A 26,428-nucleotide genomic window follows, 5' to 3' on the forward strand; every position below is an offset into this window, starting at 1 on the left:
CCCAATGCGGCGAATAAGCGTATGGTTATTGGCGGGGATGCTTTTTTCACCGTTAGCTCAGGCAGCGTTAACTTTTGGTATTGTCGCCCCTGCCAGTGGCGGCGCGGCGCCACTGGGTATAGGTATGCAGCAGGGTATAGAGGCTTACTTTTCTGAGGTGAACGCATCCGGTGGTGTTAATGGCAAGCAACTGACGCTCACGGCACTTGATGATCAATACCACCCCCTGCAAGCTGCTGAGCATACCCGGCAACTGGTTGGCGACGAGCGCATACTGGCGGCCATTGGCAATGTTGGAACGCCAACCGCCGCCGTTACTATTCCTATTTATAATGAATATAAAACACTGCTATTCGGCGCGTTTACAGGGGCGGGAATCTTACGCCGTTCACCGCCTGACCGCTATGTGATTAACTTTCGCGCAAGCTATCTACAAGAAACTGCTGCCATGATTGATGGCTTGCTTGAAGCGGGTATCCGGCCGGAAGAGATCGCCTTCTTCACGCAAAACGATAGCTTTGGCGATGCGGGCTACAACGGTGCTATCCAAGCGCTTGAAGGGCATGGTTTTACACAGGCCTCGCGGTTGGCCCATGGTCGTTTTACCCGGGGAACACGTAATATTCACCAAGGTTTAGCCAGTATTCTTCAAGCGCCAGTTACCCCCCGGGCGATCATTGTTGTAGGCACCCATGGCCCAGCGGCGGATTTTATACGTGAAGCCCAGCGCGATTTGCCGACGGCAATCTTTCTTAATGTTTCGTTTGTGGGTAGCCAAGCGTTGCTAGCGTCGTTGGGTAGCCAGGCGGAAGGCGTCATTGTGACGCAAGTTGTCCCGCCCCTGGATGCGGATTTGCCAGCCGTTGAAGCATATCGTCAAGCGCTATCAACGTATCAGCCAGATGCAGAACCCGACTTTATCTCCCTGGAAGGTTACCTTGCGGCGAAACTGTTGGTGGAAGGTGTAAAAGCGGCGGGTAATAACCCAGGCCGCGAAGCTATTATCGATGGATTGCTAGGGTTGGGCAGCGTGGATATAGGGTTAGGAGAGCCCCTTAGCTTAGGGCCTAATGATCATCAAGCAAGCGATGCTGTATGGCCGACGATTATCCGCAACGGCCGTTTTGAGCCGGTGGATTGGTCAACCATTGCCCAGTAATAGCGCTGTTACGGCACCATTTCCTGACATAAGCGAACACGCAAAATGAAAAAATCCTTAAGTATCCGCGCTATGTTAATTAGTCTTTTTATAGCGGCGGTATTGGGTGCGGTAGTGCTTGCTGCCACTGGTTGGGCGACAAATCAGCGGCTCATTAATGCTCAGCGCTACATCACCGGCGATGTACTGCCTCTGCAAGATGCTAGCCGTAGCATGGTGCTGGCAATGGGGGCCTTTGGTCAGCGTCACGCGGATTTGCTCGCGATACAAGACGAAGACGCGCTGGCCGAGGTAACCCCCCGCAGCGCGTTGGACGAACGCTTTAGCCAAGCGCGTGAAGGCTTGTCGCTGATTGAGCAGTCGGAGCAAAGAAACCAAATAGCGGCGCTCGATAGCCACTACCAGGCGCTGCTAGCAGGAGATGAAGCGCTCGAATCAGCACGTCGTGAAGTCCTCAGCCTACAGGCACAGATGGCCGGGCAGATTAGTCAAATGGAAGCCGCCATTACGAATGTCATGCTAAGTGCAGACGATATCGCTGGCCGCGCCGCACTAGACCAGGTTCGCCAAGAACGGCGCCTTCGCGGCCTTATGGAGGCGTGGCGGGAAGAGGGCACCACCTCACTGCCAACGCAGCTGCTCGACGATATGTTTGCTCCAAGAGCAGATATCGGACGACTTAGCGGTAATGCGCGTATGGCCGTGGCAATGCTTTCTGACCTTGGGCGTCAGATGATGCAGGTCAACCATGTTGATGCATTAGTGAATTTACGTAACAACGAAATTTCACAGCAAGGGACGCTGGCTCGCCAGTCGTTAGCCACTATTGCACAAGCCCCCAGCACTGAAGTAGAGCAGCGGGAGATGATCAATGAACTTGATACAGTGCTTCTCTCGCTCAATGGGTTGATGGTAGAAGACGCTGATTCAGTTTTTGCCCTGCGCCAGGATCAGCTTGCGCTTAACGTTCAGGTTCAGGCGGCGCTTACCAGCGTTTCTCAAGCGACGCGTGATATGCGCGTGGCCCTTAGTGAACTCGAAGCGTCTATTGTGGCGCAGGCGGCCACTGCAAGCAGCGACGCCGAAATGTTGGCAAATGCGGGCCGTACACTGCTGGTGGCGGTAACGCTGGGGGTCATCGCGCTTCTGGCAATATTCGGCTGGCGCACCTTAGTCCGGGTACTGGGGCCGTTAGTCACTATGCGTCGGCAAATGGAGAATATCAGCGGTGCTGCGGGCGAGAATGCTGACCTTTCAATGCGCCTGGCGCTAGAGCGCAACGATGAGGTAGGCCAAGCTGCGCAAGCGTTTAATCGCATGATGGATACCTTTGAGAGCATGGTGGCGCAAATTCGTGAAAGCGCTGAGGCCATTGCGGCCAGCAGCCGCCAAATTGCTGCTGGTAACGAAAACCTCTCTCAGCGCACCGACCAACAGGCGGCCTCGTTGGCTGAAACGGCATCCAGCCTGGAGCAGATTACCGCGACGGTGAAGCAAACGGCAGACTATGCCGAACAGGCCAAAGGGGCCAGCGGTGGCGTGGATAATCGGGCGCGTTCGGCAGGAGAAGTCGCCAAGCGCACCACTGAAGCCATGAGTGAAATTCGTCAATCAAGTGAAAAAATCACCGCGATTATTAAAGCGATTGACGACATTGCGTTTCAAACGAACCTGTTGGCGCTTAACGCCTCAGTAGAAGCGGCCAGGGCCGGTGAGCAGGGGCGTGGTTTTGCCGTTGTGGCGCAAGAAGTACGCAAGCTTGCCGGGCGCAGCGCCGAAGAGGCGGCACAAATTCGCCATTTAGTGGATGACAGTGTCAAAAAAGTGAACGAAGGTGAGCAGCTGGTCACCGCGTCCAGCAACCACTTGCAGGATATTATCGATAGCCTTACGGAAGTAACCCGCTATGTGACGGAAATTGCGGACGCCACGCATGAACAGTCCGCCGGAATTGACCAAATCAACCAAGCGATCTCGCAATTGGATCAAGTGACGCACCAGAATGCCCGTTTGGTTCAAGAAGCTTCTAGCGCAAGCCACACCTTAGACGAGCGTGCAGGGGATATGCACTCCCTGGTCAGCCGCTTCCAGGTAAGTGGCGCGGGACAGCGGCCCGCCTCACTGCCTCCGTCAGAAGAGGCAGCGCGCTTACAACCGCCCGTTTAACCTTCGATTTCAAACCCACCCGGGTGGGTGGTAAACAGGCAAGCCCGTCGCTTTTAAAAGTGACGGGCTTTTTTTATGGGGCGTCATTGCCCTGTTCCTGGCTATTTACTCTAGGCGTTCACGCAGTGCTGTCAGAAATGTTTCGATTCGTTGGGCATTGATACCAACATCGCTGGCGCCTAGTCGAGAGGCCGAGCGCATATCAATACGAACAGCATCTTGTTGTTCGGTCAGGCGTATCACCACATCATCTTCAAAGCCAAACCAGTAGGTCGTGGCGGTCGCTTCAATGGTGTTCTCGGTAATCGCTGCAATCCGCCAGCCGGATGCTTCCACCTCTGCTTGAGCTGCCGCAAGAACGCTAGTGACAGGAGCATCAACCACAAGCGGCTGCACATTAGGATACGCCTCCCGCTGCTGTCGGGCCGTGGTTTCGCCGGGGTAGTCCACCGCATTGGGTGCAGCTTCGCGTTCGTTTCTTAAGGCGTTGAAGGCAGGAGGGTTTTGCAAGTCGGTCGTAATATCGTGAATAACGGGGGCTTGTTGCGCGCGCTGCCACTGCTGCCACGGTGAATATAGCAGCGCCAGGGTGGCTGCAAGTACTATTACCGCTACTAAAGCAGCACCAAAGCGACGAGTGATGCCACTCACCACAAGCAGTAGCAAGCTTAGCAGCATCGCACCTGCGGTGGCATACACACCATTCCGAAGTAATGTGAATGCCTCACCAAGCCCAAGGAGTTGCCAGCGGTAAGCCGGGCCAGCGCCCGCCATCAGCAGTGCTGCAATAAACAGTGTTAAAACGCTTACCCATGCCAACAGGGTTGGCCATACACCGCCTTTCGTTTGTTGAAAGTTTTTTAATCGTTTAGCCATGCCTTTTTCCTAGCGTCGATCGCGGTAACATGCGCAAAGTATGTCTTCAGCATAACCAGCGCTTCAATAGTGTGCTTATTAATCTGATGAAGAGAGTGCGTCACAATCATGGCACAACGCGATATAAACGCCGCTTTAGCGTCCCAGGTGCGCTCACTGCTACTCAGCACGCCCAGCGCTGAGTTGCCGATGACTTATCAGCAAGTAGCGATTGCGTTAGGACTCACGCCACCGAGAACTATACAACGTGTTGCTAAAGCGCTTGAACAGCTGATGGAAGAGGATGTTGCCGCAGGGCAGCCAATGATTGCCGCGTTGGTGGTTAGCCGCCGAGGTGATCACTTGCCCGCCGCTGGCTTTTTTGAGCAGGCCGTGGCGCTAGGTCGATTTCCTGCTGATGCTCAGCAACACCAAGCGTTATACGTCATTGAACGTGATCGGGCGCTGAACAATAGGCATTAGATTAGCAGCCACTTGATTATTTGTGGCGCAGTGGTTCAAGCAGACCGCTGAGGCCGTTATGGTCAATCTCATGCATCAAGTGGAGGAGGTGACCAATCTCACCGTCAGGAAAGCCCTCCCGCGCAAACCAGTTGAGATAGGGCCCAGGTAGATCGGCAATAATCCAGCCTTGGTACTTTCCAAACGGCATCGTCCGGGTGACAAGTTTCTCAAGGTCTTTAGGTTGCATGGGGGTGGCCTGCGTACTGATTGAGTCAATGAAGGTCATTAGTGGTTTAAGAAGCAATAGTACCAATTAATTGGGACAATGCCCGAGCGGGCTGGCTTAAATGCCCGTTAGTGCGATGAATCAAACCTATATCGCGGTGTATAGTGCGTTCGCCTAAATCAATCGCCCGCACTCCCTTAGGCCAGCGTTTCAATGCCTTGGGTTGAGGGACAAGCGCGACTCCCACGCCATCGGCAACCAATTGCACAATAGCATCTAGCTCATCGACCTCGCATATGTCGCGCACTTGGCAGTGATTATCCCTTAAAAAGCGATCTACCTGACGGCCGCCAAACGAGGTTCGGTCGTAGCGTACGAAGGGATGGTGAGTAAGAAGTTCTCGCCACTCTTCGCCCGGTAACTGGCGGGGCACCAGTAAGCGAAAAGGCTCGTGAGCCAGAGGCGTCCAGCGTAAATCGCTGTGCAGTGAAAACGGAGGACGAATAATCACCGCCATATCCAGCTCACCTGCGTCTACCTGGTTCATTAAGTCCATAGAAAGCCCCGGCACTAAGCGCGTATGACACTCGGGGTAACGGCGGTGAAAGCGCGCTAAAACAGCGGGTAGTAGGGTGCGTTGAATAGAGGCTATTGCCCCTATGGTGAGCCGAGTATCAAGCCCCTGATGTGATGGCGAATCGCCTAACGTGGCGTACATCCCTAGCAACGCTTGCGCCTGCAGCAGGGTTTCTTGCCCTCGCTGCGTAAGCACGGCTGCTCGGCCACTGCGTTCAAATAGGGTCAGTCCAAGCGCTTCTTCCAAACGCTTCATTTGTGCACTGACCGCTGCCTGGGTAAGCCCAACCTGCTGGCCTGCCGCTGCAAAGGTGCCGTGTTGAGCAACGGCGACTAGGGTTTTCAGTTCTCGTATCATTCGCCGTTTCAATCATCAGTAATATTTGTGAATCAATAAAAAAACAATTGATTTTATTTTTGCATGGCACCGCCTAGGATAATCGCATAGCGGTTGTGTCGCCTGCCAGCCCACACCAATCTATCCCTAACAAAAGCACTAAAACAGGAGACAGTCATGAGCCTTTCCCCTTTCCATTTAGCGATTCCTGTCTACGATGTAGCGCTTGCCCGCGCGTTTTACAATGATGTCTTTGGCCTTGAAGAAGGGCGCTCTAGTGACCACTGGGTCGATTTTAATTTTTTCGGCCATCAGTTAGTGATTCACGAGCACCCCAAAACCCCTGGCCAAGATAGCGCCCACACCAACCCGGTGGATGGACATAACGTGCCGGTGCCACACTTTGGCGTGATTTTAGAGTGGGAGGAGTGGGAAACCCTGGCTAAGCGGTTAGAAAAGAGAGGCACCGATTTTATCATCGAGCCCTACATTCGCTTTAAAGGCGAAGTAGGTGAGCAGGCCACCATGTTTCTACTCGACCCCTGCGGTAACGCCCTTGAGTTCAAAGCATTTAAAGATAAAAGCCAGATATTTGCCAAGTGAGCCTACTGAGGTCAACTACCTATGCACGTAGCGCCTGTTCCTGTCGCTTGTGCTGTAACGGTGATTCGCCAAAATAGCGCTTATAGTCTCGACTGAATTGAGGCACGCTGCGATATCCCACTGCCAGTGCTGCTTGGTTCACATTGTGACTATCTTGCAAGATAAGCTGCTGCGCTTTGATCAGGCGCAGCCGCTTTAAATACTGGGCAGGCGACGAGCGGGTAATCTGCTTAAAGTGCTGATGAAAGGTTGATACGCTCATGTTCGCCTGTTGGGCGAGCTGTTCAACGCTAAAGTCGTCAGCAAACTGTGCGTGAAGCTTCGACAGTATTTGCACTATGCGTGAGTAGTGGCCATGCCCTTTAACCAGTGCCCGCAGGGCTGGGCCTTGCTCCCCTTTTAGCGCTTCAAACACCACATCCCGGATGCGGGCATCGCCCATTATTGTGCACTCTAGGTCGTCATGCAGCGTGTTTGCTAAGCGCAGCATCGCCCTTTGCATGCCCTCGTTCATCGCAACTGACGCCATGGGCTTAGGGGGTGTTGAGGGTAGGCCAATATCCCCCATCGCGGTAACCATTTCACTGAGTAAGGCGGGGTCAAGCTTGACTGAAATGCCAAGTAACGGCGTATCAGGAGAGCCATGCGTTTCACACTCGAAAGGCATGGGGAGGGTCTGCACGAGATAGTGACCTGGGTTGTAATGGATCTCACGATCGCCTAGGTAACCCACCTTACGGCCCTGGGCGATAATAATTAAGCTGGGATCGTACATGAGAGGAGTACGCTCCTGATGACGCCCCAGGCAGAGTATCCCCACCCGTGATAAGCGAGACGCGTTTAACCCATTTCCGTTTACCAATGGCTTGATTAAGTCAGCGAGCGCGCTGCCTGTATGCGCTGTGCTAGCCACGGCTGGTTCTCCTTTGTGGTGATACGTCAGTGGCAATCGACAATTATGATGTTTTTTAGCTATTTATTGTTATTTTATTGCAAATAAAGAGAGAAATAAGCAAAAAAAACGTAGCTTCGCTCATCGCTATCTCACCGCTAGCGGCGAATAATGAACTTACCTTTCCGCATGCGCGGGATAGTTTAAAAAGGAGTTTTTATGAGCCAAGCAAAATCATACGCGGCGTTTTCCGCCGATAAACCACTGGCACCGTTTACCTTTGATCGTCGTGAGCCACGCGCCGACGACGTTGCTATTGAAATTCTTTACTGTGGTGTTTGCCACAGTGACCTGCACTTTGCCCGTAACGACTGGGGAATGAGCCAGTATCCGGTGGTACCCGGACACGAGATTGTTGGCCGCGTGACCGCTGTGGGTGGCGATGTAACACGTTTTAAAGCCGGTGATTTAGTCGGCGTGGGCTGCATGGTTGACTCCTGCCGCACCTGCTCTGCTTGTAAAGAAGGCGTAGAGCAGTACTGCATGGAAGGCTTCACCATGACCTACGGCAGCGCTGACCGCCAGGACGGCACCTTAACCCAAGGTGGCTACTCTGATGCGATTGTGGTCAGTGAACACTTTGTGCTGAAAATGCCCGATGGCATCGATCTCGCCTCTGCTGCTCCTATTCTGTGTGCTGGTATTACGACCTATTCGCCTCTTAAGCACTTTAAGGTTGGCAAAGGCCACAAAGTGGGCGTGATTGGTATGGGCGGCCTTGGCCATATGGGCGTCAAACTAGCCAAAGCGCTGGGGGCTGAAGTCACCGTGTTTACCCGCTCTGACGCTAAAGTAGAAGAGGCCAAGCGCAACGGTGCCGACCATGTGGTGGTGTCTGGCGATGAAGCGCAAATGAAGGCTGTAGCAGGCTCCTTCGATTTTATGCTCGACACCATTCCGGTGCAGCATGACTTGAACCCGTACTTGGCCTCATTAAAGTATGATGGCACGCACATTCTAGTGGGCTTGCTAGAGCCTATCGAGCCGGCAATCGAAGCGTTTAACCTGGTGTTTAAGCGCCGCGTGGTGGCGGGTTCACTGATTGGTGGTATAGCTGAAACCGAAGAGCTGCTCCAACTGTGTGCTGAGCAAAACATCACCTGTGATATCGAAATGTTAGATATTAACAATATCAACGAAGGCTTCGAGCGTATGGAGAAAGGTGATGTACGCTACCGCTTCGTTATTGATATGGCGACATTAAAAGATACCCGTGTGTAAATAGCACTAGCAATGCATACCCACCGCCTACCGCGGTGGGTTTTTTATGTGGTCACTTTAAAGCGCAGGCGATACTAGACGTGTGCGGAGACCCTAAGCCGTACATAGTCAGCCGTCCAGTTGCCTTGACCATCGTTTAGGCTATGGGAAAGAAGATTCATCGTATTATCAATAATGGCTTCTTGTAGGTCTTGGTCTAAGTTGTGCAGGAAGGGGTTGGCAAAGGTTCTAAGCCAGCCTGCCATGCCCGTAGGCAGGAGGGTAGGACGTGGGAACAACTCAATAGAGTCGACATGAAAACCCACGGTTTGCAGTAGGTGGGCATACTCTTGCGTGGTGGGAAAATACCATGGATGGCGCCCGTGTGAACTAATGCCACGAAACTGCAGCGAGGCGATAAGGGCGGTGCAAATGGCCGCCACATTGCCATGGCCGCCAAACTCGGCAACAAAGCGCCCACCCGGTTTTAGCGCGCGCTTTACGCCAGCGAGCACCTTTTGTGGGTCTAGCATCCAGTGTAATGCTGCATTGCTGAATACGGCGTCAAACTCATGGTCAAAGGGCAGCTGGTGGCCATCAATTACACGGGCGTTGAGGCCCCGCTGTCGCGCAGCCTCCACCATCTCCTCTGACGCGTCGATACCCAACACATTCGCCCCCGTTTGGGCAATACGCTCGGTTAGCGCACCATCGCCACAGCCAAGGTCCAATATGCGCTGGCCCGCTTGTGGGGCAAGAAGTTTTAGCACTTCGCCTCCCAGTTTAGGAACGAAGTTCGCGTTTTCCGCATAGTGGCTGGCGTTCCATTCCTGCCCTGGCGGTGTGTTTGAGCGATTAGACATGGCGGCTTCCCGGCAACGTTATTCCATTTATTTTCATAATAAACAGTATAGCCGTACGCTGGATAACTTATTCGCTAAGAAGCCACTGATTCATGATGGTATTTGTCTATACCGTTTGCAATTAACCGCGTGCGCTAGCTAGTAAAATGCTCGCTTACATCACCGTTAAAAAAGCCGCTCATCGAAAATTCATAAAAATGGCAAGGCTGTGCCATGCTAGCCACTGGTTGTTATCACCCTATTCCTAAGTGAGGCACTATGAACGACGTTATCAAATTACTGCAGTCCCACCGTTCTATTCGTAAATTTAGCGACCAGGAAATACCCCATGGATTGCTGCTTGAACTGATTCAAGCGGGCCAAAGCGCGGCGACCTCAAGCCACGTACAAGCCTATACCGTTATTCACGTTAAAGACGCCGCTAACCGTGAGCAGATCGCCGAGCTGGCCGGTGGGCAAGGGTATGTCGCAAGCTGCGCGGCATTTTTAGTATTTTGTGCCGATATGAAACGCCCGACGGAAGCATCAGCACGCACAGGAGCCAACGTTGAGCGAGGCATGACCGAGCAATTACTGGTTGCCACCGTAGACACTGCCTTAGTGGCCCAAAATGTTGTGGTAGCAGCGGAGTCCGAAGGGCTAGGTATTTGCTATATCGGCGGTATTCGCAATAACCCCCAGCAGATTAGCGATTTGTTGCGCCTTCCTGAGCACGTTTATCCGGTATTTGGCTTGTGCCTTGGCTACCCAGCGCACAATCCGGAAGTAAAGCCGCGCCTGCCAGTAGAAGCGATTTTAAAAGAAGACTACTACACTGAAGACACCGAGCTGGTACAAGCTTTTGATTCCACGATGCAGGCTTACTACCAAGCGCGGAGCAGTAGCAATAAAAATACCGACTGGTCGCATAATTTGAAGCCACTGTTTGATGACAAGCTACGTCCCCATATGCGTGATTTTTTGGTAAAGCGTGGCTTTGAAATGAAATAACGCAGTAAGCGACATAGGTTGAGCATTTCTATCTGGGTTGCATGGCAAACGGCGGTACCAAAAACTATAAAAGGAGCCATCAATGACTCTCACGCGTGCCTACTATCTCTTAGCCGTTTTTTATACGCTGATTCCCGTCATGGGGGTCGTTGCGCTGTTTTCGGGCGGTGGAACGCCCCTCGCCATAGTGCACCTCTCTGTAGGGGCGCTGGCTGTGCTGGGGTTGTGGGGCTACATCTTAAAACGTGGCTTTATGAACCCTCGTATCTGGCGGCCTTTTGCCATCTTATTGGCCATTGGGGCGGTATTACAGCTGTTGGTGATTTTCACCATGCCGGTGGCGAATGTAGAGCTAACCTGGATGCTTACCAGCACTGTTTTTTCGGTCTTGCTAGTAATTCTGCTTTACCACTACGGTAATCGTGACCAACCGCTGTGGGCAACGTCAGATGAGCAGGCAGCAGCCCGTCAACTGGCAGCGCTACTGGAGACATCCACGCCCCTAACGGCTGTACACCGTGAGGGTGAACGGGAAAATAGCGTCAATGTTAGCAAGGTTGGCGATGAGTATAACGCTCGCGTTACGCGCCGCACCCAGGGGCAGCAGGAAGCCTTTGAGCGGCGCTTCAAACACCCTGAAACATTAGTGTTTTTTCTGGAAAAGTTTGCCAGCGTAACGGTGCAGGATTTCAAACAGCAAAAGGCTACTTAACCCTGGGCTGGGGGCTGGCCTAGGGTAAGTATCTAACTTAAAGCGGTGTGGCGTCACTAAAAGCCGGGGTGTTTGCGTATGCTAGCTGGGTAGCGAGGCCGGATTTTATCAGCTGGTAGAGTGGTACTATTTTTTCGGGCAGGTGGTGTTCAGCTACACGTTGGTCAATATAAAAGGCGGCTCTTTCACCACAGTGTTGAATGAGTTCGCCTACTTGTTGAAAGTGCAGTCCTGAGGCGCCAAGCAGACGATTAAACCTCGGCTCAAGCATAGCGAAGACATGGTGGCGCTGTGCAATGCCCACAATGGCCGTTGCGGCCAGGAACAAGCTTAAGCTAACAAGCGCCGGGCTTTCACGAATACTGCTCTCATGGTTGTTGATGTCGGCGGCGCTTTTTCGTCTGAACCCAGGGTGCACCGCTAAACGCGACACTTCACAAACGCTTTCAGATGCAAAGTAGCGGGGATGCTGGTGCGAGGTAAAGAGGCTTTTATGGTAATACTCTTCCAGGGGAAGGCTGGGCGAAGAGGAAAAGCGCTGCTTGTTGATTAACACTACGCGTACGCACCCCACATCAATTCCGGTTTCTTTATGGTGCAGTAAACAGAGTATTGAGTGCTGATCGTGAATATCTTTTTCAATGTTCTGGTGGGGCGTATCGCCAAGTTTGTAATTAAGCTCTTCGTTAAAAACGGCGTGGCGAAGGGAAAAAGCGCGTATTTTTTCATCAGTAGTTTGCGCAATGATTAAAGAGAAATGACGATCAAAAAAGTCGGGTGTAAAAGTGTTTTGCTTTATATCTTCAGGCGTTGTAGTAGGCGGGTGAATAGTTTTATTAATGGCTATTTTCTTCACGGCTACTTTATCCCTTTAGTAGTTGTTCTAACCTCTCTGGCTTGCCCAAGTGCAAGCCCTGCCCATACGTGATGCCATACTCTTTCAGAATAGGCGTTAATGCCTCCTGGTCAACATACTCAGCAATAGCTTGCTTACCAAAGCCCTTGGCAATGTCTGCTATTGCTTTCACAATCGTGTGGCTATCAGGGTTGGTCAGCAGGCTACGAATAAACGAGCCGTCGATTTTTATATAGTCAACAGGCAGTTGGCCTAGGTAGTGGAAGCTGCTAAAGCCGATGCCAAAATCATCCAGCGCAGTGCGACAGCCCAGATCGCGAAGGCTTTGCAGCACATTCCGCGCCGTAGAAAAATCGGTAATGGCGGCCGTTTCGGTGACTTCTAAAATCAGGTGGTGCGGGTCTGCGCCACTGCTTCGCAACTCTTCAGTTAAGTACTGTCTTAGGCTTAAATCGTGCAGTGACTGGCCAGATAAGTTGACAGAGAGCGAAATGCCGCGCTCTTGTAGCGTTTTAAGGGCCTGTAGGCTGTGTTTAATTACCCAGTGGTCAATCTGAACAATTAAGCCGCTCTGTTCCGCAACAGGAATAAAGTGGGCGGGGGAGACTAAGCTGCCATCGGGGTTACGCATCCGTAGTAACACTTCATAATGTTTGATATCGCGATCCTGCAGTCGAACAATGGGCTGCGCCATTAATTCGAAACTGTTGGTCTCCAGTGCACTATGCAGCCGCTCTACCCAGTAAACACGCTCTTGGAGTTCGTCTTTAATATTTGCCTCTTTGGAGTGCAGGTACCAGTGGGGGAGGCCGCGCTCTTTCGCTTTGTACATCGCCATATCTGCACTGGCGAGAAGGTCTGCCGGGGTTTGCCCATGGCTTGGGAAAAGGGCAATGCCTATGCTGGCAGCTATATGATGTTTTCGGCCAGCACTGATAAAGCAAATAGCATCTAAAAGTTGGGTAATATATTCGGCAATATGGATTGCTTGTTGACTATTAACACTCTCTAGCAGTAGCGCAAACTCATCCCCCCCTAAGCGGGCAATAGTGCTGCGTTGGCCTAGGTTGGCATATAGCGTCTCCGCCACTTTGCAGAGCAACTGGTCACCCACATGGTGGCCGCTAAGCTCATTGATTTCTTTAAACTGGTTAAGGTCCAGCAGCAGAATGGCGCCCTCACTACGGCGTGAAAGTGAATTAAGCAGCGCATCTTGGAAGTAACGGCGGTTAAACAGCTCGGTTAATGGGTCGTGTTCGGCCAGCCACGTTAAGCGCGCCTCGGCTGCTTTGCGCTCGGTAATATCTAGCCCAATAGAGATACGGGCAGCGCTGCCGCTGTGGTTGTCGGCTAGAGGAGCATGGTACCAAACGACGGTGTAAAAGCGTTTATCGACGGTGTGAAAGGTTTTTTCTTCCTGGGTGGGAATGCCCAAAGGCTCGTCACGAGGGACTTTGTGACTACCATCAGCCAGTGAAGAAGGACGATGGCTGAGTGTTAAGGGGTCGTGCTGATCAAAAATATCAATGAAGTGGCGACCTAGCAGCTCGCTATCATTGAGGCTGAGCCGCTCCCGCGTGTAGTCATTCACCAGTTGGATACGGCCGGCACTGTTTTGCACCACGATAAAGACCCGGGCGGTATCTAAAAGGCTACTTACAAAATCGCGCTCTTTGGCGAGTTCATCAATGCGTTCTGCAAGCTGGTTGCTGCGCTCTTGTACTGCGGTTTCCAGAGACTCAAGCTGATAAGCGAGTTCGCGGGTAGAGTACTCCAGCACATCAATTTCATTGGAAAGTCGCGGCGTTGAACGAGGCAAGGTAGCCGTAACGCGACTAAACTGCCCGCTTGCCAGAGCCGGGAGGAGGCCTGCGATGCGGCGCAGCCGTGCCATTGGCCCTAATAAGATCATCAACAGCAGTAGCTGAGCGGCCAGCCAACCCATAACCCCAACAAAGAGCAGCGTATTAGTGGCTGAGTTAATTGCAGCCATTTGAGAGGTAGTATCGGAGATCAGAAGGAAGTAGCTGGTGCTGCGCCAATCCGCATCATCCTCCATATAGACGGCGCCGAGCTCTAAATAGCGGTTGGCATACTCAATCCTGAAAGGAGTGCTGGCCAGCGGATAGATCGGTGTTTTAGTAGCGGCAAGTTGGAGTAATGAAAGTGTAGGCTCGCGGTTGGTCAGCGCGACTAAGTGGCCGTTCCAGGCTGTTAAACGGCGCTCTTCTAAAACCCCTGGGATCTCGCTATCGCCGATTACCAGCAGCGCAATTTCGCTGCCCGAGACCTCTTTCGCCTGTCGAGTCACATCGGCCAGCGAGCGCGAGAGCACCACTGTACCAATACTTTCTCCTTCCATCAGCATGGGCACCGCCGCAAATTGTTGGCAGTCTGCTGCGCAGCGTAGTGTGGTCACTGGCGAGTCGGTGGCTAATACTTCGCCAATCCAGCTTTCTAAGGGGAGATCGGTAGGGGCTATGCTGGTTCCTGAGTGGCCTGCCAACCGTCCTTGGGAATTGAATACAAAGACTTCGTCCACGCCTGCCTCAAGCTGCAAGGCAGGCCAGCGCGCATTAAGGGTGGTTTCTAATGCTAAAGGCCTGCGTTGCAATAACGCTTCCGCTAGGTCGGGGGCGGCTGCCGTTAGGCCTGCTAGTTGGCGCAAGTTATCGGCAGAGCGTTGCAGGGCCAGGCGCACTTCACGCTGTTGGCGTTCATGATGTAATAAGCGGTTGTTTTCAAACTGCTGCGTTAGGTAGTGGTGCCCCAGCCAAGTGGAAAGCGCCACTAGTACCAGTAGCAGCAGGCTACTAAGCGCCGTGACGCGCCAGGTTAGGCTAAGCCGTTGTCGTGCTCGTGAATTTGTAAACGCCTTCATCACGGACGCTCCGTTGTCTTGCTGTGTTAAAAACGCAGCGAAAGCTGAAAGAGCAGCATATTCCAGTGCTGGCGAGTGGCTGAAGCGTCAGGGTTATCCTGTGTTGGCAGCCAGCCAGTGCCATTCACGTGATGGTATTCCCCTGCAAGCATCAGGCGAGAGTTGGGCGTCCACTGAAGGCCTAGGGTTACATCATCTGCAAACTGCGAGTGGGCTGGTCCAAAGCCGTTTTGTTCATATTCACGGCCTGAGCGGTCGGCGGTATTGTTGACGAGGCTGTCGTACCTCACCAGCCAGCTCCAGCTCGGCGTTATGCGTCGTTGATACTGTAAGTACCAGCTATGGCCGGTAATGTCGAAATTTCGAGATAGATTGTCACCTTCGAGGGACTGTTTTCGTAGGGCGAACTCAGCTGTCAAGCTCCATAGCTCTTCATTGTATTGCAGCGAGGCAATCCAGGGCTGAAAGCTGAAGTCTGCGGCGTTGCCGGCAAAGTTGGCATCTAAGTTAACGTTGGCAGCACTTAACGCTGCAAGGAACTTACCGCTATGGTCTTCGTATAAAACCTGTGCAATGGCCGATAACGAAGAAGAAGAGATACTATTGCCAGTATCACCAAATAGCTGCTTAGCGAGTAAGGAGCCTGTTTGTGGTCGGCCAACGCCGCTGCTGACTCTAAGCGTGCCTGAGGGGATGCGCTCTTCCAGATACACATTGACGCCATCTGCGGCTATACCCAGTGCCCGGGTACGGTCAAAGTAGATCGATTGAGGTAGTAAGATGCTTGGCCGGGTGAACGCCACATCCCGGGTTTGGTTATAAAGGCCAAAGGGATTTTTAAACCTACCCGCCTGTACGCCCAGGGTTCGCGCCTGGTTTGAGACCATCTGATAATCAATCACGCCGTAGTCCAGCGTGGGTTGTGCATCGCTGGTTTCACCGCCTGCACGGCGGCTTAGTAACTGGGCAGCTACCAGTACATCTCGGTTCGGGCGAAGCGAGGCGTTAATCCCAAGCTCAGTAAACTCTACACTCCCCGAACCGTTACTGCTGGGGCCAAAGAAGTTGTTGTCGTCGGTCACGATAAGCGCCTGGCTCAAAAAACCATGCACCTGCAGCGTATCCAGTACGTGCTCATCGGCTAAGCTGGCAGCGGTGGGCGCTAACAACACAAGGCACGCCATCAGCCTCTTGGCGAGTTTTCGATCACTCCATTGAAATGACTTGGACGCTTTCATCCAGGTACTCCCTTTCAAGGTATCCCAGCGCACCGGGCGTACTGGCCACTTTCTCGTGCATTTCAGTGAGGTTGCGAACACGGTTGGGTGCTTGCCCCCTGCCAGAAAACACCACTCGATCCCAGGCCAATTGAAGCTGGTGAGGGTAAACAGCAAGCTGCTCTTTGGTAAAACGCGCATGTACAGGGTCGCGGTTGGGCAGCACAAACACCTGTACGGCTTGGCCATTCGGCCAAGTACGTTGGCGCATGGCGAAAATTGCCCGAGTGGTATCACGGGTTAACCAGCTGATGGGGACGTCAGGATGAGCCACTAAAACAATGACGCTTTCATCGGCAACCGTTTGTGCTTTTGCTAACCCCGAAAACAGTACAAGCATCAGGCAGGCTGTTATCCAAGCCAATTGCCTGCGTGTGCTGCTCAAAAAAGAGAACGGCGAGGAATGGTTAGTCATTGCCCGCTAAACGCCAGGCCATGCACCCTGCAGGCGTCGCCCACACTGCTGATGTGAATAAGTAAATGACGTGTCTCCCTTACAGCCGCTACTTAAAAAGTCCTTGGGTGAGGAGCTTATCGGCTTTTCTTATTGACGGAAACTACAAAATAGCTAGGCCAAAGTAACCTGAAATACCTAGTAACACTACACCATCTTTAAGATGTCTCCAGGCACATAAAACATATCACTGCCGCATTACATTAAGCCTACATAACTAAAACGCCCGGCAAAAGCCGGGCGTTTCTTCATGTAACGGAACATGGTTACTCAACGAGTTCAAGCAGACGGTCAGGGTAGTCAGTAAACAACCCATTTACGCCCCAATCGAGTAAGCGCTGCATCTCGTCGGTCTCGTTGATCGTATAAATATGAACGGGCAAACCATTTGCCTGTGCTTGGCGAATAAAGTTTGCATCAATAACGTCGTTTCCATCGTAAGTGACGTTAGTACCGATGCCCACTGCGTATTCAGCGATTGCTTGGAAATCTTCATCGGTGATCTCGGCTGGGCCCGGTGTGACGCCTGTCCACTCCTGTAGCTGCGAATCATCCTCTTCATTAGTGTGGTACCACACTAGTTGAATGAGTGGCACGTTCTCATTTAGCTCGCGTATTTTAAGTAGACTGTCCTGCTCGAATGACTGGACTAACACGCGTCCTGTCTCAATCATATCGTGGGCTTCTAACGACTCAACCAGGGCTTCTTCCAAGCCAGGGTTTAATTGCGGTGATTTGGTTTCAATGTAATACCGCTCATCATGGCCGAAACGCTCAAACAACTCATCAAGCGTCACAATTTGAGCGCCTTCAAACGCCGCATCGGCTTTTTCAGGGTTGGCGTCATTGAACCAAGTGCCGGTATCCAACGCTTGTAGCTCTTCTAGAGTGTGGTCATTGATGGCGCCTTCACCTGTGCTGGTGCGATCAATGGCGTCATCATGAAACACCACCAACTCACCGTCGGCGGTGATTTGAACATCCAGCTCTAAATAATCGACGCCCCATTCATGGGCCAGTTCGTAGGCGGCCATCGTGCTTTCCGGCGCATGGCCGCTGGCGCCACGGTGGGCAATGACTTGAAAGGATTCGAGGTCTTTTAGCTGCTGCTCCAGCGGTGTTGTGTCAGCCAACGCAGAGGACGTGGCAGCACCAGCGAAAAGACCTAGCGATATAGCGGCAATTAGCGGATGACGTTGCATAGAAGCTCCTTAATTGAATGGTCGTTCAATTACCTTACAGGTCGTGGTGTATAAATGCCAAATTTGGCCACCTTTGATTGGCAAGCTGATCGGTTTGTCAAGCAACATAAGACGTTTCTTAGTAGAGTTAACGCGGCAGTAGTAGCGTTTACTTCCCTAATCGAGAGTCACTGCATATGCTTTATCTACACGACAAATGAGATACCTTATGAATCAAATGCCGAGTTGGGCCGCCCTATGCTTACGTTTTATTATCGCGATGTTTGTAGGGGTGATACTGGGTAGCATCGTGCAAACCCAATTTAATATGGCGGCGCTGCAATCAATAGGTGTGGATATCCCGCTTGGCTTACGTATTGTCTCAACGCGCGAAGATTTAATTCACTTCGGGCCTATTTATGCGGCGCTGTTTTCGGTGGGTTTCATCATTTCCCAAGCATTTGCAATGCTGGTCGCACGTAGGTTAGGTAAGCCGTGGCTAGCACCGCTGTGCGCTATTGCGGGGGCTACTGGGTTATGGGTGACGTTTCTTTTGGTGAACCGTGTAGCACCCATGCCCACCCTGATTGCCGCCACTCGTGACACTTTTGGGCTACTTGCCATGCTAGGAACGGCAGCCATTGCGGGGTTAGTGTTTGGATTGCTTAACAGTCAGACAACGGGCCGCGCGCGCCAACCAAAATTTCTGATTGTGGTGCTTGGCATGAGCGCTCTAGCTCTCCCGGGTTATTCTGAAAACCTGCAAGCCCAGGCAACAACGGCCGGTACCGTGCCGTATCACATTGACACTATCGCTGAGGGTCTTGAACACCCGTGGTCGTTGGCATTTCTGCCGGATGGGCGAATGTTAGTGACCGAGCGCCCCGGGCGGCTGCGGTTGTTAACGGCGCAAGGCGATACCCAGGTGGCGTCATTAAGCGGTTTGCCGCCGGTATACGCATCCGGGCAAGCGGGGCTATTTGATGTTTTGCCTTCCCCACAGTTTGAGCAGAACCAACAGATTTTTCTCAGCTATGCCTGCGGCAACCATAGCGCCAACCACACCTGCATTGCCTATGGAACACTCACTGAGCGCGGGCTTGAAGAGGTCGAAGAGATCTTCCGCGTTGACCCAGCCAAACGGGGGGATGCCCACTACGGTGGCCGGTTAGCTTGGCTACCGGATGGAACCTTAATCGTGACATTAGGCGATGGGTTCGACTACCGCGAACAAGCGCAGAACCTTGGCAATCATATCGGCAGCATCGTGCGTATACACCCTGATGGCAGTGTGCCGGATGACAACCCGTTTATCGGGCATGCGGATGTTCGGCCGGAAATTTACAGCTATGGCCACCGCAATATCCAAGGGCTGGTGGTGGATGAGCAGAACCAGCGGCTGGTTGCCCATGAGCACGGCCCGCGCGGTGGTGATGAGCTCAATATAATTACTGCAGGCGCTAACTTTGGCTGGCCTATCGCAACGGGCGGGCTGGATTATACGGGCGCGCGCATTACGCCGTTCAACCAATATCCTGGCACCATTCCACCGCTGCTTGAGTGGACGCCTTCCATCGCGCCATCTGGTATGGCGCTGTATACCGGCGAGCTATTTCCCGAATGGCAGGGTGATCTTCTAGTGGGCGCCTTAGTCGACAAAGAAGTGCGCAGGGTACGCCTCTCAGCAGATGCTACCCATGCGGAAGATGTGGAAAGATTATTTGGCGAGCTTGAAGAGCGTATTCGCGATGTGCGGGTAGGCCCGGAAGGTGCTATTTACCTGCTGACTGACAACCCAGAAGGCAGAGTGCTAAAAGTGACGCCGAGTCAGTAATGTACCTTGTGCACCTTAGCTAATGCCGTCGTCGCGAACGCTCTTCATTTTGTAACCACCTGAGGCAAGCATGGAACTCTTTCTAAACGCAACGTCCCCCTATGCGCGTATGGCGCGCATCATCCTGCTGGAAAAAGGGCTCATGGAGGATGTGACGCTGCGCTGGTGTGACCCCTGGGCAGACGACAAAGCGCTGCTAGCGGTTAATCCCGCAGGGCGCATCCCGGCGCTCGTTACTCCGGATGGCAAAACACTCAGCGAGTCGCTGCTGATTGCCTTTTATCTTGATGATGTTAGCCCCAGCATGCCAATAGTACCCATCTCCCAGCGGGCTGACGTACTGCACCTAGCCGGGCTGGGGCAAAACCTAATGGATGCCGCCTTCACTACGGTGATCGCTCGAAAACATTATGGTGCTGAGATTGATCAAAGCGAACTTGGCCTAAGACGCCAGCGTGCCATCCAGCGTCTAATAAAACAGTTAGGCGATGAACTTCACCAAAACCAGCTTTCCGAATCACTCACCCTTGGTGAAATCTCCACGGCGGTGGCGTTGGACTATTTAGCCTTCAGGTTGCCCGAGGTGAACTGGAAAGAAGCGTATCCGCAGCTTCAGGCATGGCACGCTAAGGTAGTGGCGCGAGAAAGCTTTCAGAGCACCGCCTTTGCATAATCAGCATTAGCAGCGAGTGCATCGCTGCTATATCTTCAGTTCTTCCTTAAACCAATTAGCCAGCGATTCGCTGCGGCGGGCGTTGGTGTGTTTGGGCAGCCACAGGCAGAGCCTAGCCGGGGTTTCGATGCTGCCCCAAGGGGCAAGCAGCCTGCCGCTTTTCAGGTCGTCTTCCACCAGTAGCCTAGGGGCGATAGCCACCCCTAAGCCCGCCACGGCGGCTTCCATTAAGTAGTAAAGATGCGCAAAGCCTTGGCCCTGTTTGAGGGCCGTTTCCAACGCGGCGGTTTCTAGCCCTTGAGCGGCAGCCCACTGGGGCCATGCTTGTGGGCGCGAAGCGGTATACAGCAGTTTGTTGGTAAACAGCGATGTGGGATGAGAGCCATCGCACGCTTCTGCCAAGCGCGGGCTGAGGACGGCACAAATCTCTTCAGGAATGAGTTCGATCACTTCCACATCGACAGGCCAAGGTGGTGCAGAAAATGCCAAGGTCGCGCTGGCATCTGAAGGCGTGCCGAGCTGCTCGGAATCGCTCACCACTACTTGCAGTTTTAGCTCCGGTAGCGCTTGGTTTAAGCGGTCTAAACGGGGGATCAGCCAACGGGCCAGCAGGCTGCCGGGGCAAGCCAGGGTAAACGGCGCTTCTTCCACCTCATGCTTGAGCAGGGTGCAACTATCTCTGAGTTTCGCGAAGGCTTCCCCCACACCGCTTTGTAGCCGCTCGCCGTGGTGAGTAAGTACTAACCCACGCCCCGCTTTAGCAAATAACGCTACACCAAAATGCTCATCCAGGCTCTTTAGCTGGCGGCTAACCGCGCCGTGGGTAACGCTTAGCTCGTTGGCGGCGGCGGTCACGCTGCCTAGCCGTGCGGTGGCTTCAAAGGCGCGCAGCGCACTTAAGGGCGGCAGGCTGTGTTGCATGGGTGCCTCTTTCAATAGTTGCGTAAAACTCACAGATGCTTGCCATCTTATCGATTTTTCTTCCCACCTGCCTGCGTTAACGTCGTGGCAACTTAAATCGCCCCGATACCGCAGAGGTCGTGATGAACAAACCTTTAAGCCTACCCGATGCCAACGGGCTGTTTGGCAGTTTCGGTGGCCGCTTTGTAGCGGAAACCCTGATGCCGCTGATTCTTGAGCTGCAGGATGAGTACGCCACGGCCAAAAACGACCCGGAATTTCAGCGCCAGCTCGCCTATTTTCAGGGCGACTACGTAGGCCGCCCCAGCCCGCTCTACTTTGCCGAGCGCCTCACCGAGCACTTCGGCGGTGCGAGTATTTACCTCAAGCGCGAAGAGCTGAACCACACCGGCGCGCACAAAATCAATAACTGCATTGGCCAGGTGCTGCTAGCCAAGCAAATGGGTAAAAAGCGCATCATCGCGGAAACCGGAGCGGGCATGCACGGCGTGGCGACGGCCACCGTAGCGGCCCGCTTTGGTTTGCCCTGCGTGATTTATATGGGCGCCACCGACATCGAACGCCAGCAGCCCAACGTGTTCCGCATGAAGCTGCTGGGCGCGGAGATCGTGCCGGTCACCTCCGGCACCGGCACGCTGAAAGACGCCATGAACGAAGCGCTGCGCGACTGGGTCACCAACGTCGACGACACCTTCTACATCATTGGCACCGTGGCAGGCCCGCACCCGTACCCGGCCATGGTGCGCGATTTCCAAGCGGTGATTGGCCACGAAACTCGCACTCAAATGCTTGAAAAGCAGGGTCGCCTGCCGGATTCGCTGATTGCCTGCGTGGGCGGTGGCTCTAATGCCATGGGCTTGTTCTACCCGTTTATTGATGATGAAAGCGTTCACATGGTGGGCGTGGAGGCGGGCGGCAAAGGCGTTAACAGCGGCCTGCACGCCGCCAGCCTGAATGGCGGCACCCCCGGCGTGCTGCACGGCAACCGTACTTACCTGCTGCAAAACGAAGATGGCCAGATTATCGACGCTCACTCCATTTCCGCAGGGCTGGACTACCCCGGCATCGGCCCCGAACACGCTTGGCTGCACGAGCAAGGGCGGGTTGAGTACGTTTCCGCCACCGATGACGAAGCGCTGGAAGCGTTCCAAATCTGCTGCCGCCAAGAGGGCATTATCCCCGCGTTAGAAACCGCCCACGCCCTGGCCGAAGTGGCTAAGCGCGCGCCGACGCTTCCCCGCGAGCACCTGATGGTGGTCAACCTCAGTGGCCGTGGCGATAAAGACATGATGAGCGTGGCCCACCACCTGGGCGATAAGTTCGGAGTAAAAAACGTATGAGCGCCCTACGCGAGAGCAATGTAGTGGAGGAGAACAGGCTAGTGGAGGAGAGCAGCATGAACACAACGTCGCGTCTTGAAGCGTGCTTTGACGCGCTCAAGCAACAAAACCGCCCGGCGCTGGTGAGCTACCTCACCGCAGGCGACCCGGACGCCGAGACCTCCCGCCGCCTGCTACACGGGCTGCCGGAAGCGGGTGTGGATATCATCGAACTCGGCATGCCGTTCAGCGACCCCATGGCCGATGGCCCCGCCATTCAAAAAGCCGCCCTGCGTGCGCTGGAACAAGGCCAGACTCAAGCCAAAACGCTAGAAATGGTGCGCCAGTTCCGTGAGCAGAACAGCACCACCCCCATTGTGCTGATGGGCTACTACAACCCGATTTACTGCTATGGCGTTGAGCGTTTCCTAACCGATGCCGCCAAGGCCGCGGTAGACGGGCTGATCGTGGTAGATCTACCGCCCGAACACGACGAAGAGCTCTGCCAGCCCGCCGCACAGCACGGTATCGATTTTATCCGCCTCGCTACGCCCACCACCGATGCCAAGCGCCTGCCCAAAGTGCTGGCCAACGCCTCTGGGTTTATCTACTACGTTTCCGTGGCGGGCGTCACCGGCGGCAGCGCACCCACGCCAGAACGGCTAGAAAGCGCCGTGAACCAGCTGCGCGAACACACGCCCCTGCCCATCGCCGTAGGTTTTGGCATTCGCACCGCCGAACAGGCCGCCACCATTGGCCGCTTCAGCGACGCCGTAGTGGTAGGTTCGGCGCTGGTAGATTGCATCGAACATGCCAGCAGCGGCGAAGAGGCCGTGACGCGGGTGCATGGGCTGGTGAAAGCGCTGGCGGAGAGTGTGAGAGGGTGCAGGCATTAGGCATCGCATCGTTGAGCGGTGAATGTAAACAGCGAACGCTTGGAGTCGTCGCAAAAAAAGAGCTAATATGAGGGCTAGAAAAGGAGCTTTTTTATGGCTTCAGGAGGTTTCTATGCACCAAGTATTAGCTAACTTTTCGGTCAGTATTTCTGAGCTAAAGAAAAACCCTTCGGCACTGCTGACCCAAGCAAGCGGTGCCCCCATTGCTGTGTTGAATCACAACAAGCCCGCCGCTTACCTAGTCCCTGTAGAAACTTACGAGGCGATGATGGAGATGCTGGAAGACTACGAGCTGGCCAAGCTAGTGGAAGGGCGTCGCGCCGATAAAGACAAGGCTGTCACGGTATCACTGGATGACTTATAAGCTACGCTTTTTGCCCGCGGCCTTGAAAGAGTGGGAAAAGCTTAGCCCACCCGTCAAACAACAGTTCAAAAAGAAGCTAGCTGAAAGGCTAGAAACTCCACGTGTGCCTGCCGATAAACTCAGTGGTTTCGATGCCTGCTACAAAATAAAGCTTCGAAGCGTAGGCTATCGTCTGGTTTATGAAGTAGTGGATGATGAACTGTTTATCTACGTTATTGCTGTGGGTAAGCGTGACAAAGGCAACGTTTACGCGTCGCTAAAGCGCCGGATGTAATCCATCACCTATCGTGCAAATGACCACAAACAGAGGCAAATAATGGGCAAGCTCTTTTCATTGTTGGTACTACTGGGACTTGGCTACGCAGGCATCTATTTCTACTACGGCGTAGTGATCGAGCGGGAAGTCGAGCAGCAGCTGGTAGCCCGTGGGCTTTCATCGGTCAGCGTGGATAACGTCGAATATGACCTGCTGGCCCCCGTTAGTAAGAGCGCCAATATTGCCGTTACGGTTAGCTACCGTGGCTCCCAGGCAGCGGTCAACGTGCGCGTGCAAGGCCACCCGCTGTTGTCTGATGAGGTCACGGTACAGCTGGACGGCCTGCAAGCACTGCGTTTGGGGATTAGTTTCGGTCAATAAAACTTCTGAAAGGACACTGCCATGTTTACCGGCCTGAGTGCGTTTCCGCTAACCCCCATGAATGAGCAGGGCATTAACGAGCAGGAGTTTATCCAGCTCGTGGCCCGCTTGGCGCAAGCACAGGTGGATTCCATTGGCGTGCTGGGCTCGACCGGCAGCTACGCCTATTTAAGCGTGGAAGAGCGGGCGCGGGTGGCCAAGCTGGGTGTGGAGAGTGCGGCGGGGGTGCCGGTGGTGGTGGGCATTGGCGCGCTGCGCACCCGCGAGGTGCTGGTCAATGCCGAACATGCCCAACAGGCCGGTGCTAATGGCTTGCTGTTAGCGCCTGTTTCGTACCAAAAACTCACCGATGACGACGTGTTTAACCTGTTCAGTACCGTCAGCCGGGCCATCAGCGTGCCGCTGTGTGTGTACGACAACCCAGGCACCACGCACTTTACGTTCAGCGACGAGCTGCACGGGCGCATTGCCGAGTTGCCCCAGGTGCGCTCGATTAAGATTCCGCCAGTGCCCAACAACCTAGAAGATGCCAAAGCCCGCGTGGCGCGGCGGGGTCGCCGCTGATTCCTGATGATGTAACCATCGGCATCAGCGGCGACCCCGCCGCTGCCACGGGCCTGCTGGCGGGCTGTGAGGCGTGGTATTCGGTGATTGGCGGGCTTTATCCAGAACTTGCGCTGGCGCTGACCCGTGCCGCCCAAGCGGGAGACGCCGAACAAGCCCAAGCCCGTTCAGACGCCTTAGCGCCGCTATGGGCGCTGTATAATGAATATGGCGGCAGCCTGCGGGTGGCGGCGACCATCGCTGAACTCACCGGCCGTGCCAGCCAACCCTGCTTGCCCCAGCCGTTGAATACCCTGCAAGGGGAAGCCCGCCAGAAGGTCGCTGCGGTGATTAAAGAGCTTGGGCTTCACTAAATCGCTCAAAGCCCTTGCGCACCGCGCCGCAGCCAGCCATGCACAAAAGCAAGCTTGCGCATGGCCGCATCGGAAAGCACAAACGGATAAAGATCCGACAGGCCCATCGAGCGGTTAACATGGTTCACGCCCGCCACTAACGAGGCGGCAATGTGAATTAGCCGCTCAGCATCTGGCTCGGCGTAGGCGTCCCAGTTATAGGTGTTGGGCAAGGCCGGAGAGGTCATGCCCGACGACACAAAGCTGTCGGTAATATCGGTCAGGTGCAGCAGGTGTGAGGTGGTTTCTGCCCAATCTTCGTGGGGGTGGGAAGAGGCGTAAGTAGACAGGAAACGCTGCCGCCAATCCGCAGGCGGGCCGTTTTGATAATGCCGCTGCAATGCCCCCGGGTAATCCTCCCGCTCATCGCCAAACATCTCACGAAACGCATCCAGAAAATCATCCCGCAAGCTTAACCGCCACCACAACATGTGGGCAATTTCATGGCGCATGTGGCCAATCATCGTGCGGTAAGGCTCATCCAACGCCTCTTTACGGGTGGTACGCAGCACGGCATCCGCTTCCGCGACGCTAATGGTCACCACGCCGCCCACATGCCCCATGGGCACCGGGATCGACCCTTCAGCCAGCATATGAAATACCGGCGGTGCGCCTGGGTCTTCCGGGCGAAACCAGTTCCAACGGCCAAGGTTGTCGATTACCCAGCGTTTGGCCGCTTCGGTTTGCGCCCAGTTGGGGATCGCATCTGCAATAGACGGGTCTGGCGCTAGGGCCGTCATCGCGCAGGCACGGCAGAACTCGCCCTGCTTTGGCGCAATCCAGTTGCAGCCAATCACGTCGCGGTTGGCGCAGAAGGGCGGCATGGGAATAAACGCCCGTGCTTGGGGGTCATAAGCCACCGGCACGCCATCCGCCGTGACCAAATTATCAAACCAGAGTGAACCGGCACCGACCGGATTAGAAAAAACACGCATAGGTCGGTAACTCAAAAGAAATGAGCTTACAGTCTAGGAGCTGAGGCACGGTTAAGCCAACGGCGATTGCAGAGCCTGCTCTATTGCGATAAACCCACATTCTGCCACTTGCGCCGTGATGCAATGATAAATTGATCATC

General features: G+C 54.0%; 26 protein-coding genes and 1 pseudogene. 15 read left to right on the forward strand and 12 right to left on the reverse strand.

Going from position 1 to position 26,428, the window contains the following annotated elements; genetic code table 11:
- Positions 1-4: 4 nt before the first annotated feature.
- Positions 5-1,159, forward strand: a complete 1,155-nt coding sequence (locus tag P8S54_RS15985) for an ABC transporter substrate-binding protein (RefSeq protein WP_281442533.1) — start codon at positions 5-7, stop codon at positions 1,157-1,159.
- Positions 1,160-1,204: 45 nt separating this feature from the next.
- Complete coding sequence (locus P8S54_RS15990) at positions 1,205-3,325, forward strand: methyl-accepting chemotaxis protein (RefSeq protein ID WP_281442534.1); 2,121 nt, start codon at positions 1,205-1,207, stop codon at positions 3,323-3,325.
- Between the two features lie 105 nt (positions 3,326-3,430).
- Here P8S54_RS15990 and P8S54_RS15995 read toward each other — a convergent pair whose 3' ends face one another.
- A complete protein-coding gene (locus tag P8S54_RS15995; RefSeq protein ID WP_281442535.1) occupies positions 3,431-4,201 on the reverse strand; it encodes a DUF1499 domain-containing protein in 771 nt (256 codons plus the stop codon).
- A gap of 108 nt (positions 4,202-4,309) precedes the next feature.
- On the opposite strand from P8S54_RS15995, the gene P8S54_RS16000 reads away from it, so the two are divergent.
- Positions 4,310-4,663: a hypothetical protein gene (locus P8S54_RS16000; RefSeq protein ID WP_281442536.1), complete on the forward strand. Its 354-nt coding sequence runs from the start codon at positions 4,310-4,312 to the stop codon at positions 4,661-4,663.
- A gap of 16 nt (positions 4,664-4,679) precedes the next feature.
- On the opposite strand, the gene P8S54_RS16005 is transcribed toward P8S54_RS16000, so the two are convergent.
- Both P8S54_RS16005 and P8S54_RS16010 read right to left on the reverse strand, forming a co-directional pair.
- Positions 4,680-4,892 (reverse strand): DUF3820 family protein, encoded by a 213-nt coding sequence (locus tag P8S54_RS16005; RefSeq protein WP_281442537.1) that lies wholly within the window; start codon positions 4,890-4,892, stop codon positions 4,680-4,682.
- 46 nt (positions 4,893-4,938) lie between these two features.
- On the reverse strand, positions 4,939-5,805 hold the full coding sequence (locus tag P8S54_RS16010; RefSeq protein ID WP_009100447.1) for a LysR substrate-binding domain-containing protein: 867 nt from the start codon (positions 5,803-5,805) through the stop codon (positions 4,939-4,941).
- A 156-nt stretch (positions 5,806-5,961) separates the two neighbouring features.
- On the opposite strand from P8S54_RS16010, the gene P8S54_RS16015 reads away from it, so the two are divergent.
- Positions 5,962-6,387, forward strand: a complete 426-nt coding sequence (locus P8S54_RS16015; RefSeq protein ID WP_281442538.1) for a VOC family protein — start codon at positions 5,962-5,964, stop codon at positions 6,385-6,387.
- A 19-nt stretch (positions 6,388-6,406) separates the two neighbouring features.
- Here the strand turns inward: P8S54_RS16015 and P8S54_RS16020 are convergent, their stop codons facing one another.
- Positions 6,407-7,300, reverse strand: coding sequence for an AraC family transcriptional regulator (locus tag P8S54_RS16020; protein ID WP_281442539.1), 894 nt, complete (start codon positions 7,298-7,300; stop codon positions 6,407-6,409).
- Between the two features lie 198 nt (positions 7,301-7,498).
- Between P8S54_RS16020 and P8S54_RS16025 the strand changes: the two genes are divergently transcribed.
- Complete coding sequence (locus P8S54_RS16025) at positions 7,499-8,560, forward strand: NAD(P)-dependent alcohol dehydrogenase (RefSeq protein ID WP_281442540.1); 1,062 nt, start codon at positions 7,499-7,501, stop codon at positions 8,558-8,560.
- A gap of 74 nt (positions 8,561-8,634) precedes the next feature.
- Here P8S54_RS16025 and P8S54_RS16030 read toward each other — a convergent pair whose 3' ends face one another.
- Positions 8,635-9,402 (reverse strand): methyltransferase domain-containing protein, encoded by a 768-nt coding sequence (locus tag P8S54_RS16030; RefSeq protein WP_281442541.1) that lies wholly within the window; start codon positions 9,400-9,402, stop codon positions 8,635-8,637.
- 258 nt (positions 9,403-9,660) lie between these two features.
- On the opposite strand from P8S54_RS16030, the gene nfsA reads away from it, so the two are divergent.
- Both nfsA and P8S54_RS16040 read left to right on the forward strand, forming a co-directional pair.
- Complete coding sequence (nfsA, locus tag P8S54_RS16035; protein ID WP_009100457.1) at positions 9,661-10,392, forward strand: oxygen-insensitive NADPH nitroreductase; 732 nt, start codon at positions 9,661-9,663, stop codon at positions 10,390-10,392.
- A gap of 82 nt (positions 10,393-10,474) precedes the next feature.
- On the forward strand, positions 10,475-11,104 hold the full coding sequence (locus P8S54_RS16040) for a hypothetical protein (protein ID WP_009100459.1): 630 nt from the start codon (positions 10,475-10,477) through the stop codon (positions 11,102-11,104).
- A 37-nt stretch (positions 11,105-11,141) separates the two neighbouring features.
- Here the strand turns inward: P8S54_RS16040 and P8S54_RS16045 are convergent, their stop codons facing one another.
- From P8S54_RS16045 to P8S54_RS16065, 5 genes are all read right to left on the reverse strand, one after another.
- On the reverse strand, positions 11,142-11,960 hold the full coding sequence (locus tag P8S54_RS16045) for a PEP-CTERM/exosortase system-associated acyltransferase (protein ID WP_281442542.1): 819 nt from the start codon (positions 11,958-11,960) through the stop codon (positions 11,142-11,144).
- Positions 11,961-11,967: 7 nt separating this feature from the next.
- A complete protein-coding gene (locus P8S54_RS16050) occupies positions 11,968-14,841 on the reverse strand; it encodes an EAL domain-containing protein (RefSeq protein ID WP_281442543.1) in 2,874 nt (957 codons plus the stop codon).
- 26 nt (positions 14,842-14,867) lie between these two features.
- On the reverse strand, positions 14,868-16,079 hold the full coding sequence (locus tag P8S54_RS16055; RefSeq protein ID WP_281442544.1) for a hypothetical protein: 1,212 nt from the start codon (positions 16,077-16,079) through the stop codon (positions 14,868-14,870).
- Positions 16,048-16,533, reverse strand: a complete 486-nt coding sequence (locus P8S54_RS16060) for a hypothetical protein (protein ID WP_235803709.1) — start codon at positions 16,531-16,533, stop codon at positions 16,048-16,050. Before P8S54_RS16060 ends, P8S54_RS16055 begins: the two co-directional genes overlap by 32 nt.
- Positions 16,534-16,838: 305 nt before the next feature.
- Entirely contained in the window at positions 16,839-17,774 is a 936-nt protein-coding gene (locus tag P8S54_RS16065) for a glycerophosphodiester phosphodiesterase (protein WP_281442545.1), read from the reverse strand.
- A gap of 208 nt (positions 17,775-17,982) precedes the next feature.
- On the opposite strand from P8S54_RS16065, the gene P8S54_RS16070 reads away from it, so the two are divergent.
- A complete protein-coding gene (locus tag P8S54_RS16070) occupies positions 17,983-19,587 on the forward strand; it encodes a PQQ-dependent sugar dehydrogenase (RefSeq protein WP_281442546.1) in 1,605 nt (534 codons plus the stop codon).
- Positions 19,588-19,657: 70 nt separating this feature from the next.
- Positions 19,658-20,260: a glutathione S-transferase N-terminal domain-containing protein gene (locus P8S54_RS16075; RefSeq protein ID WP_281442547.1), complete on the forward strand. Its 603-nt coding sequence runs from the start codon at positions 19,658-19,660 to the stop codon at positions 20,258-20,260.
- Positions 20,261-20,287: 27 nt separating this feature from the next.
- Here the strand turns inward: P8S54_RS16075 and P8S54_RS16080 are convergent, their stop codons facing one another.
- The gene (locus tag P8S54_RS16080; RefSeq protein WP_281442548.1) at positions 20,288-21,181 is read right to left on the reverse strand and encodes a LysR family transcriptional regulator; all 894 of its coding nucleotides are present in this window, start codon (positions 21,179-21,181) and stop codon (positions 20,288-20,290) included.
- A gap of 122 nt (positions 21,182-21,303) precedes the next feature.
- Between P8S54_RS16080 and trpB the strand changes: the two genes are divergently transcribed.
- The 6 genes and pseudogenes from trpB (at position 21,304) to P8S54_RS16110 (ending at position 25,314) form a co-directional block, all read left to right on the forward strand.
- Entirely contained in the window at positions 21,304-22,521 is a 1,218-nt protein-coding gene (gene trpB / locus P8S54_RS16085; RefSeq protein WP_281442549.1) for a tryptophan synthase subunit beta, read from the forward strand.
- 56 nt (positions 22,522-22,577) lie between these two features.
- Positions 22,578-23,396 (forward strand): tryptophan synthase subunit alpha, encoded by an 819-nt coding sequence (trpA, locus tag P8S54_RS16090; protein WP_281444121.1) that lies wholly within the window; start codon positions 22,578-22,580, stop codon positions 23,394-23,396.
- Between the two features lie 112 nt (positions 23,397-23,508).
- On the forward strand, positions 23,509-23,760 hold the full coding sequence (locus tag P8S54_RS16095) for a type II toxin-antitoxin system prevent-host-death family antitoxin (RefSeq protein WP_281442550.1): 252 nt from the start codon (positions 23,509-23,511) through the stop codon (positions 23,758-23,760).
- Positions 23,750-24,034, forward strand: coding sequence for a type II toxin-antitoxin system RelE/ParE family toxin (locus P8S54_RS16100; protein ID WP_281442551.1), 285 nt, complete (start codon positions 23,750-23,752; stop codon positions 24,032-24,034). Before P8S54_RS16095 ends, P8S54_RS16100 begins: the two co-directional genes overlap by 11 nt.
- Before the next feature lie 42 nt (positions 24,035-24,076).
- Entirely contained in the window at positions 24,077-24,397 is a 321-nt protein-coding gene (locus tag P8S54_RS16105; RefSeq protein ID WP_281442552.1) for a hypothetical protein, read from the forward strand.
- A gap of 21 nt (positions 24,398-24,418) precedes the next feature.
- Positions 24,419-25,314, forward strand: a pseudogene (locus P8S54_RS16110) (dihydrodipicolinate synthase family protein).
- Between the two features lie 5 nt (positions 25,315-25,319).
- Here the strand turns inward: P8S54_RS16110 and P8S54_RS16115 are convergent.
- Complete coding sequence (locus P8S54_RS16115) at positions 25,320-26,288, reverse strand: putative zinc-binding metallopeptidase (RefSeq protein ID WP_281442553.1); 969 nt, start codon at positions 26,286-26,288, stop codon at positions 25,320-25,322.
- Positions 26,289-26,428: the final 140 nt, after the last annotated feature.

It is taken from the genome of Halomonas sp. M1 (assembly GCF_029581375.1).
Taxonomy (GTDB): domain Bacteria; phylum Pseudomonadota; class Gammaproteobacteria; order Pseudomonadales; family Halomonadaceae; genus Vreelandella.